13 protein-coding genes are annotated in these 14,107 nt (G+C 65.4%); 7 read left to right on the forward strand and 6 right to left on the reverse strand.

What is annotated here, in order from left to right; all coding sequences use genetic code 11:
• Positions 1 to 21: 21 nt before the first annotated feature.
• From WHX56_RS04820 to WHX56_RS04830, 3 genes are read left to right on the forward strand one after another with little or no spacing between them, the layout of a single operon-like run.
• Positions 22 to 1,530, forward strand: a complete 1,509-nt coding sequence (locus tag WHX56_RS04820; RefSeq protein WP_338880601.1) for an amino acid ABC transporter permease/ATP-binding protein — start codon at positions 22 to 24, stop codon at positions 1,528 to 1,530.
• Entirely contained in the window at positions 1,514 to 2,860 is a 1,347-nt protein-coding gene (locus tag WHX56_RS04825; protein WP_338880602.1) for an amidase, read from the forward strand. The genes WHX56_RS04820 and WHX56_RS04825 overlap by 17 nt, the downstream gene beginning before the upstream one ends.
• 29 nt (positions 2,861 to 2,889) lie before the next feature.
• Positions 2,890 to 3,285 (forward strand): ectoine synthase, encoded by a 396-nt coding sequence (locus WHX56_RS04830; protein WP_338880603.1) that lies wholly within the window; start codon positions 2,890 to 2,892, stop codon positions 3,283 to 3,285.
• A gap of 39 nt (positions 3,286 to 3,324) precedes the next feature.
• Here WHX56_RS04830 and WHX56_RS04835 read toward each other — a convergent pair whose 3' ends face one another.
• The 5 genes from WHX56_RS04835 to WHX56_RS04855 all read right to left on the reverse strand — a co-directional run bounded on the left by WHX56_RS04835 (position 3,325) and on the right by WHX56_RS04855 (position 9,596).
• Complete coding sequence (locus WHX56_RS04835; RefSeq protein ID WP_129241813.1) at positions 3,325 to 3,999, reverse strand: GntR family transcriptional regulator; 675 nt, start codon at positions 3,997 to 3,999, stop codon at positions 3,325 to 3,327.
• Between the two features lie 136 nt (positions 4,000 to 4,135).
• Positions 4,136 to 4,981, reverse strand: a complete 846-nt coding sequence (locus WHX56_RS04840) for an urea carboxylase-associated family protein (protein WP_338880604.1) — start codon at positions 4,979 to 4,981, stop codon at positions 4,136 to 4,138.
• Positions 4,982 to 5,105: 124 nt separating this feature from the next.
• A complete protein-coding gene (locus tag WHX56_RS04845; RefSeq protein WP_338880605.1) occupies positions 5,106 to 6,476 on the reverse strand; it encodes an FAD-dependent oxidoreductase in 1,371 nt (456 codons plus the stop codon).
• 49 nt (positions 6,477 to 6,525) lie between these two features.
• Complete coding sequence (locus WHX56_RS04850; RefSeq protein WP_338880606.1) at positions 6,526 to 7,812, reverse strand: MFS transporter; 1,287 nt, start codon at positions 7,810 to 7,812, stop codon at positions 6,526 to 6,528.
• A 74-nt stretch (positions 7,813 to 7,886) separates the two neighbouring features.
• Positions 7,887 to 9,596, reverse strand: coding sequence for a dihydroxy-acid dehydratase (locus WHX56_RS04855; protein ID WP_129241817.1), 1,710 nt, complete (start codon positions 9,594 to 9,596; stop codon positions 7,887 to 7,889).
• A gap of 232 nt (positions 9,597 to 9,828) precedes the next feature.
• Here WHX56_RS04855 and WHX56_RS04860 point away from each other — a divergent pair, with 232 nt between their 5' ends.
• On the forward strand, positions 9,829 to 10,536 hold the full coding sequence (locus WHX56_RS04860) for a FadR/GntR family transcriptional regulator (protein ID WP_129241818.1): 708 nt from the start codon (positions 9,829 to 9,831) through the stop codon (positions 10,534 to 10,536).
• A 17-nt stretch (positions 10,537 to 10,553) separates the two neighbouring features.
• Here WHX56_RS04860 and WHX56_RS04865 read toward each other — a convergent pair whose 3' ends face one another.
• Positions 10,554 to 11,486, reverse strand: a complete 933-nt coding sequence (locus WHX56_RS04865; RefSeq protein WP_338880607.1) for a LysR substrate-binding domain-containing protein — start codon at positions 11,484 to 11,486, stop codon at positions 10,554 to 10,556.
• A gap of 171 nt (positions 11,487 to 11,657) precedes the next feature.
• On the opposite strand from WHX56_RS04865, the gene WHX56_RS04870 reads away from it, so the two are divergent.
• The 3 genes from WHX56_RS04870 to WHX56_RS04880 all read left to right on the forward strand — a co-directional run bounded on the left by WHX56_RS04870 (position 11,658) and on the right by WHX56_RS04880 (position 14,106).
• Positions 11,658 to 12,569: an amino acid ABC transporter substrate-binding protein gene (locus WHX56_RS04870; RefSeq protein ID WP_338880608.1), complete on the forward strand. Its 912-nt coding sequence runs from the start codon at positions 11,658 to 11,660 to the stop codon at positions 12,567 to 12,569.
• 96 nt (positions 12,570 to 12,665) lie between these two features.
• Positions 12,666 to 13,412: an amino acid ABC transporter permease gene (locus WHX56_RS04875; RefSeq protein ID WP_129241821.1), complete on the forward strand. Its 747-nt coding sequence runs from the start codon at positions 12,666 to 12,668 to the stop codon at positions 13,410 to 13,412.
• A gap of 4 nt (positions 13,413 to 13,416) precedes the next feature.
• A complete protein-coding gene (locus WHX56_RS04880) occupies positions 13,417 to 14,106 on the forward strand; it encodes an amino acid ABC transporter permease (RefSeq protein WP_129241822.1) in 690 nt (229 codons plus the stop codon).
• Position 14,107 lies beyond the last annotated feature (1 nt).

A 14,107-nucleotide genomic window follows, 5' to 3' on the forward strand; every position in this document is an offset into this window, starting at 1 on the left:
CGCGCCAGGGAAGCCGGAAACATGCATTTCGATTGGGACTATGCCGTCAGCCTGCTCTGGGACACCGATTTCTGGAAGGCGTGCTGGGTGGTGGTGAAGCTGAGCACGGCGACCTGGGTGATAGGCGTGGCGGCGGGTTTCCTGCTGGCGCTGGGCAAACAGGCGAAGAATCCCGTCGTCAGCCGGCTGGCGGGCCTGTACATCTGGTTTTTCCGCAGTTTGCCGCTGCTGGTGCTGCTGGTGTTCATCTACAACCTGCCGCAGGTCTTTCCGGCGGCCGGCGCATTGCTGTCGGATCCGTTCTACGCGGGCCTGACGGCCCTGGTCGTGAGCGAGACCGCCTTCATCGCCGAAATACACCGCGGCGGGATCCTGGGCGTGCCGCGCGGGCAGATCGAGGCCGGGCGCGCGCTGGGCATCCGCTACGCCGGCATCCAGCGCATGATCGTGATTCCGCAGGCATTGCGCATTGCGCTGCCGGCCCTGAGCAACGAGTTCATCACGATCGCGAAGCTGACCTCGCTGGTGTCGGTGATCTCTCTGGCCGAGATCCTGCTGGTCGGGCAGCGCCTGTATACGCAGAACTTCCTGGTGTTCGAGACCATGCTGGCGGTGGCGCTGTACTACGTGCTGATCGTGACGCTGTTCGACAAACTGCTGGGCTGGCTGGAGTCGCACATGAACATCCTGCGGCGCACGCCCAAGCCGCTGGCGCTGGACGAACAGGCGCGCCGCGCGATACGGGAAAGCACGTCGGGGGCCGCGATGAAGGCCGCCGGCGACGAGCCCGCGCTGGAAGTGCGGCAGGCGCGCAAGCGCTTCGGCGACCACGAGGTGCTCAAGGGCATAGACCTGACGGTCCAGCCCGGCGAGGTCATCAGCATCATCGGCCCATCGGGTTCGGGCAAGACTTCCCTGATCCGCACCTTGAACGGTCTGGAGACGCTGGACGGCGGCGAGGTGCTGCTGCATGGCAAGCCCTTCCTCGGCTCGCCCAAGACCGGCGCGCAGGCGGGGCCCGGCGACCGGATCCTCGACATCGGCATGGTGTTCCAGAGCTTCAACCTGTTTCCCCATAAAACGGTGCTGCAGAACGTGATGCTGGCGCCGACCTACCACGGGCGCGGCAACGCCGATACGCTGCGGCGCGAGGCGCTCGCGCTGCTCGACAAGGTGGGCATGCTGGACCACGCGCACAAATACCCGCATCAGCTTTCAGGGGGGCAGCAGCAGCGCGTTGCAATCGCCCGCGCCCTGGCCATGCGGCCGTCCATCATGTTGTTCGACGAGCCCACCTCGGCGCTGGATCCCGAGCTGGTGGCGGAAGTGCTGAAGGTGGTGGAGACGCTGGCGCGCGAGGGCATGACAATGCTGATCGTGACGCATGAAATGGGTTTCGCGTTCAAGGTATCGGACCGCGTGGTCTTCATGGAGGCCGGCCGTGTTCTGCTCGACGCGCCGCCGGCACAGGTGCTGGGCAGCGCGGACCCGCGCGTGAAGGACTTCCTGAGCCATGTCCATGTATCTTGACCGCGATCTGTCTTTCGGGGCTGTGTCGGAATGCCTGGCGCGGGCGGCGGCGGAACCCGTAGCCGCGGCGCAAGCCCTGCTCTCCCGCCGCGACGAGGAGGCGCTGGCCGAGGCGCGCGCGCGCGACGCGCTGCGCGGGCTGGCGCCTAGCGGCGAACCGCTGGCCGGGATGGTGCTGGGCGTGAAAGCCTGTTTCGACGTGCGGGGATGGACGACGCACGCGGGTTCGCGGGTATTGGCCGACGCCCCGCCCGCCGCCGAGGATGCCGCGCTGGTGCGCGCGCTGCGGGCGGCGGGGGCGGTACTGCTGGCGCAGAACAATATGACCGAGTTCGCCTACGGGGCGCTGGGCTTGAATGCCGCCTACGGAACGCCGCTCACGCCGTGCATGACCGACGCGCCGCGCGTGGCGGGCGGCTCCAGCAGCGGCGGCGCGGTGGCCGTGGCGCTGGGCATGGCGCATGTCGCGCTGGTGTCCGACACCAGCGGATCGGCGAGGATTCCCGCCGCGTTCTGCGGCGTGGCCGGCTTCAAGCCGTCCCGAGGCCGATACGACGATGGCGGCATGATGTATCTGTCGCCCACGTTCGACGTGCCGGGCATCATCGCCGCGGACGCCGCCGGCTGCCTGCGTGTGGATAAGGCGTTGGCGCCCGACAGCGCGCTATCGCCGGCGTCCGCAGCCTGCGGCGCGCCGCCGCTGGCGGGCAGGATTTTCGTGGTGCCGGATCACGTCGAGGATATGCTGGTTCCCCAAGTGCGGAACACGTTCTCGGCCTGGCTGGAACGCCTGAGGGAGGCCGGCGCCGTGCTGCGGCGCATGCCGATGCCTTGCATCGCCCAGGCAGGGGCCGTGGCGCGTGACGGCGGCATCATCGCGGCCGAGGCCTATGCGCTGCACGCACCGCGCCTGGCGGTCGACTCGGCCCGCTACGATCCCCGCGTGGGGCCGCGCATGCTGCTGGGCGCGCGCGCGCCTGCGCATGCCTATCTTGCCGCGCAGCGCCGGCTGGCGGAATTGCGCGGGGAATACGACGCCTTGATGGCGGGTGCCGACGCGGTGCTCACGCCGACGGTGCCCATGCTGCCGCCGCCGGTGGCGATGCTGGACGACAACGACGTCTATCTGCGCGAGAACGCGCGGGCGTTCAGCCTGACGGAATTCGCCAACCGCCTGGACTTGCCGAGCATTTCGTTGCCGGGCGCTCCGGCGGCCGGAAACGCCGTGGGCCTGATGGCGACGGGGCTGCGCGGCGGCGACCGCGCGCTGCTGGCCGCCGCGGCGCAGATCGAAGACGTGCTCGGATCGGCTGCGCGCCGACGGAACTGATTTTCTCCACTCATTGCGGATCCGCATCCATGATAGTTATCCACAGCGACGACCTGACCGACACCGAACGCCATGCCCGGGGACCGGGCTGGGAAAGCAAGCGCATCATCGTCAAGCGCGACGGCATCGGTTATTCGGTGCACGAGACCCGCGTCTTCGAAGGCGCCGAGCTGCGCCTGCACTACAAGCACCACTACGAAGCGAATTACTGCATGGAGGGCGAAGGCGAGGTCGAGGACGTGGCCACCGGCACTGTGCACGCCATCAGGCCCGGCACCTTGTACGCGCTGGACAAGAACGACCAGCACGTGCTGCGGGCGGTGAAGGGGGACTTGCGGCTGGTCTGCGTGTTCAATCCGCCCTTGAGCGGGCAGGAAACGCATCGGGAAGACGGCAGCTACGCGGAACCGGAAACGCAGGCGTAGGCGCGTGCCGGAGGCAGCCGGGCGTGCGCCCGGCCGGCCTTATTTGGCCTGCTGTTTCAGGCGCGTCAGGACCGCCATCAGCGTGCGTTCCGAATCGTCCAGGTAGTCCGTCAGGGATTGCGCGGCCAGGTCGCGCCGGCCTTCCACCAACAGGCCGTGGATATGGCGTTCGCGCTCGATCCAGTCGGGCGTCTGGATACGGCTTTCATCGACCTCGGAGGCAAACACCAGGCGCAGTTGCGCACAGAGCGTGAGAAAGAACTCGTCCAGCAGCCGGCTGCCCAATTGCGCGACGATGTGCTGGTGCACTTGCAGGCTCAGCGTGCCGACGTTGCGCCATTGCTTTTTCGACAGTGCGCGCTCGGCCGCGTTGATGGCGGTGTGCATCTTGTCCAGCAAGGCGGGCTGCAGCGGCAGCCCGCCGGCGATGGCCTGTAGTTCCAGCGCGCGACGCGCGGCGTAGATTTCGCGCAGGTCCTTGCGTTCCATGCGGCGGACCACGACGCCCTTGTGGCGGATGAACGTGGCCAGCCCTTCGCGGCCGAGCTGGTGCAGGACTTCGCGGATCGTGTTGCGCGATGCGCCGTAGTCCGCCGCCAGATCGACCTCGACCAACTGCGTGCCGGGCGGCAGCTTCCCTTCCATGATGTCGTCGCGCAACTGGTGGCTGATGCGTTCGGCGATCGAGATTCCGCTGTCGCGTTCGGCGGGCATGATGGCATAGGCTCCTGTAGAAAAGCGCCGCGGTTTGGCCGCGACGCTTGTTTTTCCGCTCGGCTGCCCCGAGGTAAACAGCCCCCTCGGGGGGCGGCCAGCCGAAGGCGCGGCGTTGGGGGGGTATTTTCCCCTTTTATTTCCACTCGACCTTTTCAGGGTGCAGTCCGTGGACGCCCTTATACGGTGAAACCTCGGGCGGTGTCCAGCCTCGCAGCAAGGCCGGATCCAGCGCGTAGACCTCTACGCCCAGCGGGCGGCAGACGTCGATGGGATCGCGCGCCTCGGGGCCCCACATCGGCACGGACAGGTCGCCGCCGGGGCAGGTGGACAAGGCGCACAGCAGGTCCATTTCGGCGAAGAACTCCAGGTAGTCGCCGGGCTTGGCCGGGCACGCCTTCATGAAGTACTTGTCGTCGTCGTTCAGCCCGGTGACCTGGAACACGTTCAGGACGTCGTGGACGTCGAATTCGGTCAGGCCGTGCGGCGCCACCGCGCGCGTCAGGTTGGAATGGCAATGGAAGTGGAAATCCTCGCCCGTCAGCAGCTTGTTGACGTAGGGATCGCAGCGGGTGCCCAGCAGGTCGTGGACCCGGCCGCCGTCGCTGTCCGTGCCGTAGCCGGCCAGCGTGTCGTCGGTGATGGTCACCATGGGGCGCAGATACGGCAGCGTGGACCAGATGCGGTCGTGCGTGCTGACGTGGGCCTGCTGGAGCTGCCGCGTGCGGGACGCCCACATGCGTTCGCGCGGATTGTGCAGGTTCCACATATTGAAGTCCGCCACCTGCGGGCCTTCCAGCGTGACGATGCGGAAAACATGGCCGGCGGGCACCTTCCAGGCGTAGCCGCTGCGGATGGGAACGACGTGCGATTCGACGAGCTTGCGCTTCGCCGGGTCGGCGACCAGCGTCCGGTAGAAATCCCGGTCCACGTTCAATACCGAACCCTTGCTTACCTGATACGCCGCGGGGTAATTCGACATGGCCTGCCTCCTGAAAACGCTCCCGGATCCGATGCCAGGATTGTTGAACAATCTTGGAGGAGTATACAGGAGCGAAGAGCGGCGGGAAGCCCCGCCTTGGGCAAGCGCGGTTCGTGGGGGTCGGCTACAGCGAGCTGCCCAATTTCCGCATCGCCGCGCGGACTTCCTCGCCGGGAATGTCCCGGAATCGGCGGCCGGTGTCGAGGGATAGAACTGCGGCGACCGCGGCGGCGCGGCCGTATTCGAAACATTGGGCGGTGACGCGGGCCGAAGCCAGCGCCTCGTGCTCGGCGCTCAGGCAGCGGCCGGCGACGACGAGATTCTCCCCGTGTTCCGGCACCAGCGCGAGATACGGGACTTCGTAGTAATCGTCCAGCAACCAGTGCAGCTTCGGTTTTTCACCCGCATGCAGTTCGATCGGCCACGGTACTTTGCATATGCCGTCGTCCCGCTTGCGGCAGGACAGCACGTCGTCATTGGTCAGCGTCTGCACGCCAACAATGCTGCGCGTCTGGCGCACGCCGACCTGCGTGCCGGTATTCATCACGTAGCTGGCTTCGCAGCCCGGGATGTTATCCGCCAGGAAGGCGGCGTACTCGCGAACCTGGCGGCGGCCGGCGATTTCGGCTTCGGTAAAGTCTTCCGGATCGATAACGTTGAGCATGCGGCCGTCGCGCGCCGTCAGGCGGGTCGCGTTGACCAGCAGTTCGCCCGGCCGGGTGGTCGGGAAGATCCAGATCTTTTTGCGCGGCAGATCGTAGCGCCTGTCCGCGTCGGCCTGCGCGATGGCGTCGCTGACCTTGGGCGGATTGATGGTGTCCTCGCCCCAGTACGCCAGAAAGCGCGGGATATCTATCTGGCCCAGCCGGAAGAACATGGTTGGGTTCTGGATCCTGCCGTGATCGCCGAAGACGTACCGGTATCCCGCGCGCGCGATGACCGCGGCATCGCCGGAGGCATCGATGATGCGCTTGGCCAGCACCACGGAACGTCCCGCAGCCGATTCGAGAACCACCCCGGTGCACGCGCCCTGCTGCACGATGACTCCGCTCACGCTGGTATGGAACAGTGTCCTGGCGCCGCTTTCCTCGACGAACCTGTCGGCGGTCTCGCTCCACATCAGCGGGTCATGCGTGACGGTCCAGGTCTTGCCGTAGCGCTGCGGCCCGGTGACGCCGTTGCGCTGGGCCAGCGCCGCGCGAAAACGTTCGGTGAATCCTTGCACGACCTGCCGCGGTTCGGCGTGAAGATCGCTCGCCAGGTACATGCCGCAAATGGTGCCGGACATGCCTGCCACCGCCGCGCCGCCGAAGAAACCGTAACGCTCGATCACCAGGGTGGACTTGCCATGTTCGGCGGCCGTGGTCGCGGCGGCCACACCGGCGGCGCCGCCGCCGACCACCAGCACATCGACCTCGGCCAGGACGGGCAGGTCTGGCACGGTGTCGTAGCGGCACTCCAGATGCCATGCCGGAAAATCATTGTTGCTGTCCATGCTGTCTCCTTCAAATGCGGAAGCCGCCGAGGCCGGCGGCTATACCGCTTTAATCGATTTCCTTGTGCACGGTTTCAGGCCCCAATGCGAGCGCGATCACAGTCAGCAGCCCCATGGCTCCCATGTAGACGACAATGGGCCACCAGTGCTGATAATAGGTGTAGAGCGCCGTGGCGATAAAGGGGGCCAGGCCGCCCGCCAACAACGATCCCAGTTCGCGCGAGAAGGCGAAGCCCGCGAGCCGGAATTCGGTGTCGAAGAGTTCGGCGTACCAGGCCGCCTGCGGCGAGAGCATGGCGGGATAGGCGAGGCCCAGACCCACCGCGAACCCTAGAGCCACCGCCCAAAAGGCGTGCACGTCCAGCAGCATGAAGAAGGGCGCGAGCCACAGTATCGAGAAGATTACGCCGGCCAGATAGACTTTCTTGCGGCCGACGCGATCGGACAGGGCTCCGTAGAAGGGAATGGTGACCAACTGGATGGCCGACGCGATGATGACGGCCCATAGGGCCATCGATTTCTCCATCTTCAGCGTGGTCACCATGTACGACACGCAGAACACAGGGTAGAGGTAGGCGAAGCCGTTCTCTCCCATGCGCGACCCGATGACGATGAAGAAGCTGCGCGGGTGATGCTTGATGGCCGAAAGCAGGCCGATCTTCTTGAACTGCTGGGATTGCTGCGCCTTTTCGAAGGCGGGAGGTTCTTCGATGTTGCGGCGGATCAGATAGCCGACCAGCACGCACGCGGCGCCGAGCAGGAAGGGAATACGCCAGCCCCAGGCCATGAATTGCTCTTCGCTAAGTACGTTCAGGAAGAAGAAAAACACGGCGTTGGCCAGCAAGGTGGCCGCGGCGAAGCCCAAGGGGGCCCAGGCGCCTGCCGCGCCGCGCTTGCCCTTCTGGGCGTGCTCCACCGACAGCACGACTGCGCCAGCATATTCGCCGCCCGCGCCAAAGCCTTGCAGCAGACGCATGAGGACCAGCAGAACGGGCGCCCAGACGCCTATGCTGTCGTAGCCAGGAAGCAGGCCGATCGCGGTGGTGGCGCCGCCCATCAGGAAGAGCGTCAGCACCAGCACGGTCTTTCTGCCGACCTTGTCGCCCAGATAGCCGAGGAACAGCCCGCCCAGAGGACGGGCGAGAAAGCCGACAGCATAGGTGGCGAAGGCCGCCAGCGTGCCGACCAAGGGGTCGCTGTTCGGGAAGAAAACCTTGTTCAGCACAATGGCCGCAGCGGTGCCATAGATGATGAAGTCATACCATTCCAGTACGGTTCCGATGAACGCCGCCAAACCCGCTTTTCTGGACTTCTGTGCCTCTGTCTGTGTGGACATGATGGGCTGTCTCCGTGTGTCGTTGTTCTAATGCACCTTGCCGGAGCGCCCGGGAAAGGGCGCCCCCCGGCAGGTCAGGGAATGTGTGCGTGGACCTTGCGCTTGCCCAGTACCGCGCCTTGTTCGATGGGCTGCACCAGTTGGGCGTACTGGAGAAGATAGGTACTGCTACCGCCGCCCAATTCCAGCTCTCTGGGGCGCCATTCGCTCAAGCGGCGTTGTATCTCTACTGCCGGGACATCCATGTCGATACGCCGATTGACGAAGTCGATATGGATGGTCTCGCCCTGCTGGACCACCGCGAGCGGGCCGCCGGCAGCGGATTCGGGCATCAGTTGGCCGACGATGATGCCTCGGTTCAGGCCAGACAGTTCCCCGTCGGTGACGACCGCTACGAACTCGGCGATGCCGGCCCCGTTCAAGGCCGCCACGAAGCTGCATGCGAACACTGTGCCGGGGCCCCCGCTGGGGCCCATGTTGCGCAGAACGATCACGTCGCCCTTGTTGATCTTGCCTTCGCCCAGGGCGGCAATGGCTTCGTCCTCACCTTCGTAAATGTTGGCGGGGCCGGAAAACTCGGCACGTTCGCCTGGAACGGCGGACAACTTCACGATGGCGCCATTGGGTGCGAGATTGCCGCGCAGGATGCCGACGCCAGGCCTGTGGCTGACGGGGTCGGCCAGCGAACGGATGATCTTGCTGTCCTTGACCCGCGCGTCGCGGATGTTCTCGCCGACGGTCTGGCGCGTGACCGTCAGGGCGTCGAGGTACAGGTGCTCGCGCAATTGGCTCATGACGGCGGGCGTCCCGCCGGCCGCTTCCAGGTCTTCCGTGCGGAAGGGGCCGTTGGGACGCACGGCGGTCAGCAGCTTGATGGCCTTGCCGTATTCCTCGTAGAGCTTGACCACGTCCAGCGGCAGTTCCGCTTCGGTGGCGATGGCGGCGATGTGGCGCACGGTGTTGACCGAGCCCCCGACGGCCAGCACCATCATTACCGCATTGCGGATGGCCTTTTCGGTGATGATCGAGCGCGCGGAGACGCCGTGACGGGTCAGCTCGACGATCTGGCGCCCCGCCTGTTGCGCGTACTCGTTGAGACGGCGGCCATTGGCCCAGATGGGTGAATTGCCGGGCAGCGTCATGCCGAGCGCCTCGGCCACGATGTGCATGGAGTTGGCCGTTCCCAGGCCGGCACAGACGCCGGGCGACTGGATGGCGGCGTCCGTCATATCGGTGAGGTCCTTGAGCGTGATCTGGCGGGTCGCCAGCGCTCCGATCTGCTCGTAGACGTCATCGATGTCAAAGAACTGGTCCTCGAATTTCTCGTTCGAGCATTTGCCGCCGATCTGGTAGCCGCAGGTGAGAAGCAATGACGGCACGTCCAGGCGCGCGGCCGCCATCAAATGGGCGGGCGTGGTCTTGTCGCACGAGGACAGGCAGATCATTCCGTCCAGCACCGCGCCTTCCATCATGCACTCCACCTCGTTGACCATCAGGTCGCGGGTCGGCATGAGGTAACGCGCCTTCTTGCCCGCGCTGGTGACGAAGTCGCTGGGCGCGACTGTGCGCACTTCGAAGGCGAGGCCGCCGGCATCCCGGATGGCCTGCTGGACCAGGGCGCTGATGCTGTCCAGGTGCACATAGCAGCAGGAGAGCTTGTTTGAGGTATTGATGATCGCGATCTTGGGTTTTTCCATGTCCTCTTCACGGATTCCCATGCTGCGCCACTGGCTGCGCCGCACCGCCCAACGAGTGGAGCCGGGTTCGAAATTGCTTCTGTACATCGCTGCTGTCTCCTGGTTTCGCTGTCCGCGCGCGCATTCATCGCCGGCGGCCGAGCCCTTGGTAACCGGTATGCTATCCGACTTAAAGTGGTAGGACAACTTACCAATTAATCCAAATTATCCCCTATTGATGGCAGGATTGAAGTGGTGTACATGGAAGTGGACGGACCATTTGGCCGAAGAATGGTAAAGTCCAACGTCCCAGTTTTCGGATGTCCGGCATCGAGTCCACATGAGCAAGCCCCGTTTCTCAATGCTCCCCATCAAGCGGACAGACATCTTTCAGGAGGTCTGTCAGCAACTCGAGAATCTCCTGAACAGCGGCGAGTTCCAGATCGGCGACAAGCTGCCTTCGGAGCGTGAGCTGTCGGAGAGTTTTTCGGTAAGCCGCTCTTCGATCCGGCAGGCGCTCAAGGTCCTGGAGGCCGCCGGACGCATCGAGACGCGGGTCGGCAGCGGCACCTACTTCGTCGAGAAGCAGGCCGTCGCCAGCGGCAACGACAATCTGAACGCACTGCTGGCGCTGGGCGTCACCAAGGAGTTCATGCAGCAGTTGATCGCCGCACGGACCGCGATCGAGCGGGCGATTTTCGAGGCCTATGCCGTCAAGGCCAACAAAAGCGGCATCCGCGCGTTGAAAGAGCTGATCGACGAGAATGCCCAGGACAAGACGGCCAGCGGCGAGTTCGAAGAGAACGCCGGCCTGGATATGAGCTTCGAGGCCAAGGTGGCCGAACTGGCCGGAAATCCCATCCTGTCCGCCCTGCAGCGGCAGATCCATCAGTTATGGATACAAGCCTGGCGCGTGTACGGCTTCGTGCCGGAAAGCCGCCAGACCCTGCATCAGGAACACTGCGCGATCATCGAGGCGCTCGCTTCGAAGAACACGCCGCGCGTGATCGACTTGGTGGTCCAGCACGTGGACAAGGAAGTCGAGTAAAGCGGCCGGCCGCCGCGTCACCGCGCCGCCCGCGCCTTCAAATCCCCCATCTCTTCCAGCATGAGCTGGTGGGCATAGCGCGAGAACACGCTGACCAGCCGCGTGCGGGTATGGTACGGCGGGTAGAGCAGCGCCACGGTTACCGGCACCGCGGGGCTGAAGGGCCGCACTTCCACACCGTTGGTCTCGAATTCCTCGCGGGCCGCCAGCGGGTTGATGAGCGCCACGCCCAGGCCCGCGCCGACCAGGGCGCAGATGGACGAGCCCAGTCCGGCCTCGGCCACGGTCTGCCGCTCGACCTTGGCCGCCTTGAACACATCGTCGATCCGTTCGCGCAGCGGCGTGCCGCTGGTGAAGGCCACGAACGGCTCGCCGGCGAAGTCGGCGGGCTTGAGCTTTTTCAGCCTGGCCAGGCGGTGCCCTTTCGGCACCACGGCCACGCAGCTCATCGACAGCACGGGCTCCACCTGGATGCCGGGGGATTCTCCCGACAGCATGGCCAGGCCGGTGTCGCAGAACCCCGAACTGATCCAGTTGTGCACCGTGCTGGCGTTGCCGGAATGGATGGACACCATGACGTCCGGGTATTCGGTCTTGAAGGCGGCGACGATGCGCGCCAGCAGGCCGCCGGCCAGCCGCGGCATGGCCGCCACGCTCAGGCGGCTGGCGCTGAATGAACGGATGCTGGCCGCCGCCGACTCCAGCCCGGCCAGGCCGATGAAGGTTTTCTCCACTTCCTGGAAGAAGCGCGACCCGTCCTGAGTGGGGGTCAGGCGGCTGCCGTTGCGGTCGAACAAAGGGAACTGGGTGATGGCTTCCAATTGCGCGATTAAGCGGCTAACGTGCGGCTGCGAGGTATGCACGCGCCGCGCGGCGGCCGTCATCGAGCCGGTCATCATGACGGCCCGGAACGCCTCGATGTGTCGCAAGCCCATCCGTGGAATGGCCATGTCAAATCCGTATAGAGGAATACTCGATTGGAACTGGATAAAACCATACTGCTAGTTGATACTTTTCGCCAGCCGCGGGGCTCATCGCGGGACGAGGCGGCCGCCAGCCAGACTGGAGCCGTTGGTCGTGAACATAAGCATGCGCCGCTCGAACGGCGCCAAGGGAATCAGATGAAAGCACTTGCTGCGATCTCCGTCGCCGCGGCCCTGCTTGGCAGCGCCGCATCCGCCCACGCCGAAGGCCCGAGCCGCCTGGACAAGATCAAGGAAACCGGCGTGATCACGCTGGGCCATCCCGAGACCTCGGTGCCCTTCGCCTACCTGGACGGCAACCAGAAGCCGATCGGCTACACGGTGGAGATCTGCCAGAAAATCGCCCAGTACGTGAAGGCCGCGCTGAAGCTGCCCAAGCTGGAGGTGCGCTACAACCCGACCACGTCGGCCACGCGCATTCCGCTGCTGGCAAACGGCACCATCGACCTGGAATGCGGCAATACCACCAACAATCTCGACCGCCACAAGCTGGTGTCGTTCGCGCCCACGACCTTCGTGGCCCAGGTGGTGCTGGTGGCGCGCAAGGACGGCGGCGTGGACCCCAACAACCTGGAGTCCTTCCGCGGCAAGTCGATCGCCGCGCAGGCGGGCGGGCAGACTTTCCGGCTGATTTCCCAGTTGAACGCCAAGGGCAACCTGGGCATCACCATGGCACCCACCAAGGACACGGCCGAAACCATCCTGATGGTGGAGTCAGGCCGCGCGGCGGGGTCGGCCAATGACGACGGCATCGCCTATGGCGCGGTGGCCTCGTCGAAGAACCCCGATGCGTTCGTGATCGGCACGAAGGGCCTGGAAATGGCGCCCTACGGCATCATGGAGCCCAAGGACGACCCCGCCTTCAAGAAGGTGGTGGACGACGCCGTGCGGGACCTGATCAAGACGGGCAAGGTGGCCGCGATCTACGACAAGTACTTCAATTCGCCGATCCCGCCCAAGCAGATCAACCTGAAGTACCCGATGAGCGACGCCCTGAAGCGCGCGCTGGCCAATCCCACCGATTCCGGCGACCCCAAGGCCTACGAGTAGGCAGGCGGCCCGCGGGAGGCGAACCTTCCCGCGGCCCTTGCCGCAGCATGGATGCCGCCCGCCGGGCGCGGACGGCATCGCCATCGGGGGAAAGGCATGAACTACAACTGGAGTTGGGACGTTTTCCTGGAGATGTCGCCGGATGGCGTGCATACGTTCCTGGAGACGATTCTGATCGGCGTGGGCTGGACCCTCGCGCTGGCCCTGACGGCGTGGGTATTCGCGCTGGCGCTGGGGTCCTGGCTGGGCGTGATGCGCACCGCGCAGTCGCGCCTGATGAACGCGGTCGGCGCGACGTACGTGGAGGTGTTCCGCAACGTGCCGCTGCTGGTGCAGATGTTCCTGTGGTATTTCGTGCTGCCCGAGCTGCTGCCGCATGCCTGGGGCCTGGCCATGAAGCAGATGCCGCAGCCGTGGGGCCAGTTCGTGCCGGCCGTGCTGTGCCTGGGATTCTACGGGTCGGCGCGCGTGGCCGAGCAGTTGCGCGCGGGCATCCAGTCGCTGCCGCGCGGCCAGTTCCAGGCGGGCACCGCGCTGGGCCTGACCGAGACGCAGGTCTATCGCTACATCATCCTGCCCGAGGCATACCGCATCGTGCTGCCGCCGCTGACGTCCGAGTTCATGGGCACCATCAAGTATTCGTCGGTGGCGCTGACGATCGGCCTGCTGGAACTGACCGGTCAGGCGCGCTCGATGGCGGAGTTCAGCTTCCACATCTTCGAGGCGTTTTCCGCCGCGACGGTCGTGTACCTGATCCTCAACGGCATCGTCGTCTTCGGCATGCGCACGATCGAACGCCGGGTGGCGGTGCCCGGCCTGATCGGCGCCGCGGGCAAGAGCTAGCGCCATGGGCAAATTCGATTTCGACGTTATCGGCAGCGCCCTGCCGTATCTGTTCCAGACGGGCATGGCGTTCACGCTGACGCTGACCGCGCTGGCGGCCGTGATGGGGCTGGCGCTGGGCACGCTGCTGGCCATGATGCGCCTGTCGCGGTACCGGATACTGTCGGTGCCGGCGGGCATCTATGTGAACGTGATGCGTTCGATCCCGCTGCTGCTGGTGATTTTCTGGTTCTACTTCCTGATGCCCTACATGGCCGCCTGGGTGGTGGGGTCGCCCACGCCGCTGCGCGTGGGCGCGTTCAACTCGGCGGTGATCACCTTCACGCTGTTCGAGGCCGCGTATTTCTGTGAAATCATGCGCGCGGGCATCCAGTCGATCGCGCGCGGGCAGGTGTCGGCCAGCATGGCGCTGGGCCTGACGCCCTGGCAGGGCATGCAGTACGTGGTGCTGCCGCAGGCGTTCCGCAACATGGTGCCGGCGCTGCTTACGCGCGTCATCATCCTGTTCCAGGACACCTCGCTGGTGTACGTGCTGTCCCTGACCGACTTCCTGGGCGCGGCGTCCAAGATCGGCCAGCGCGACGGCCGCCTGGTGGAACTCTACCTGTTCGTCGCGGTGGTGTATTTCGTCATCTGCTTCACGGCGTCCCGCCTGGTCAAGCGGCTGGAGAAGCGCACGCGGGTGCTGCGCTAGC

Origin of the sequence: Achromobacter veterisilvae (assembly GCF_037619525.1) — a bacterium.
Classification (GTDB): Bacteria; Pseudomonadota; Gammaproteobacteria; order Burkholderiales; family Burkholderiaceae_B; genus Achromobacter; species Achromobacter veterisilvae.

What these genes read in the sequence shown, in the direction of transcription:
- WHX56_RS04820 (WP_338880601.1), top strand. Translation starts at nt 22, where the DNA reads ATGCATTTCGATTGGGACTATGCCGTCAGCCTGCTCTGGGACACCGAT.
- WHX56_RS04825 (WP_338880602.1), top strand. Translation starts at nt 1,514, where the DNA reads ATGTCCATGTATCTTGACCGCGATCTGTCTTTCGGGGCTGTGTCGGAA.
- WHX56_RS04830 (WP_338880603.1), top strand. Translation starts at nt 2,890, where the DNA reads ATGATAGTTATCCACAGCGACGACCTGACCGACACCGAACGCCATGCC.
- WHX56_RS04835 (WP_129241813.1), bottom strand. Translation starts at nt 3,999, where the DNA reads ATGCCCGCCGAACGCGACAGCGGAATCTCGATCGCCGAACGCATCAGC.
- WHX56_RS04840 (WP_338880604.1), bottom strand. Translation starts at nt 4,981, where the DNA reads ATGTCGAATTACCCCGCGGCGTATCAGGTAAGCAAGGGTTCGGTATTG.
- WHX56_RS04845 (WP_338880605.1), bottom strand. Translation starts at nt 6,476, where the DNA reads ATGGACAGCAACAATGATTTTCCGGCATGGCATCTGGAGTGCCGCTAC.
- WHX56_RS04850 (WP_338880606.1), bottom strand. Translation starts at nt 7,812, where the DNA reads ATGTCCACACAGACAGAGGCACAGAAGTCCAGAAAAGCGGGTTTGGCG.
- WHX56_RS04855 (WP_129241817.1), bottom strand. Translation starts at nt 9,596, where the DNA reads ATGTACAGAAGCAATTTCGAACCCGGCTCCACTCGTTGGGCGGTGCGG.
- WHX56_RS04860 (WP_129241818.1), top strand. Translation starts at nt 9,829, where the DNA reads ATGAGCAAGCCCCGTTTCTCAATGCTCCCCATCAAGCGGACAGACATC.
- WHX56_RS04865 (WP_338880607.1), bottom strand. Translation starts at nt 11,486, where the DNA reads ATGGCCATTCCACGGATGGGCTTGCGACACATCGAGGCGTTCCGGGCC.
- WHX56_RS04870 (WP_338880608.1), top strand. Translation starts at nt 11,658, where the DNA reads ATGAAAGCACTTGCTGCGATCTCCGTCGCCGCGGCCCTGCTTGGCAGC.
- WHX56_RS04875 (WP_129241821.1), top strand. Translation starts at nt 12,666, where the DNA reads ATGAACTACAACTGGAGTTGGGACGTTTTCCTGGAGATGTCGCCGGAT.
- WHX56_RS04880 (WP_129241822.1), top strand. Translation starts at nt 13,417, where the DNA reads ATGGGCAAATTCGATTTCGACGTTATCGGCAGCGCCCTGCCGTATCTG.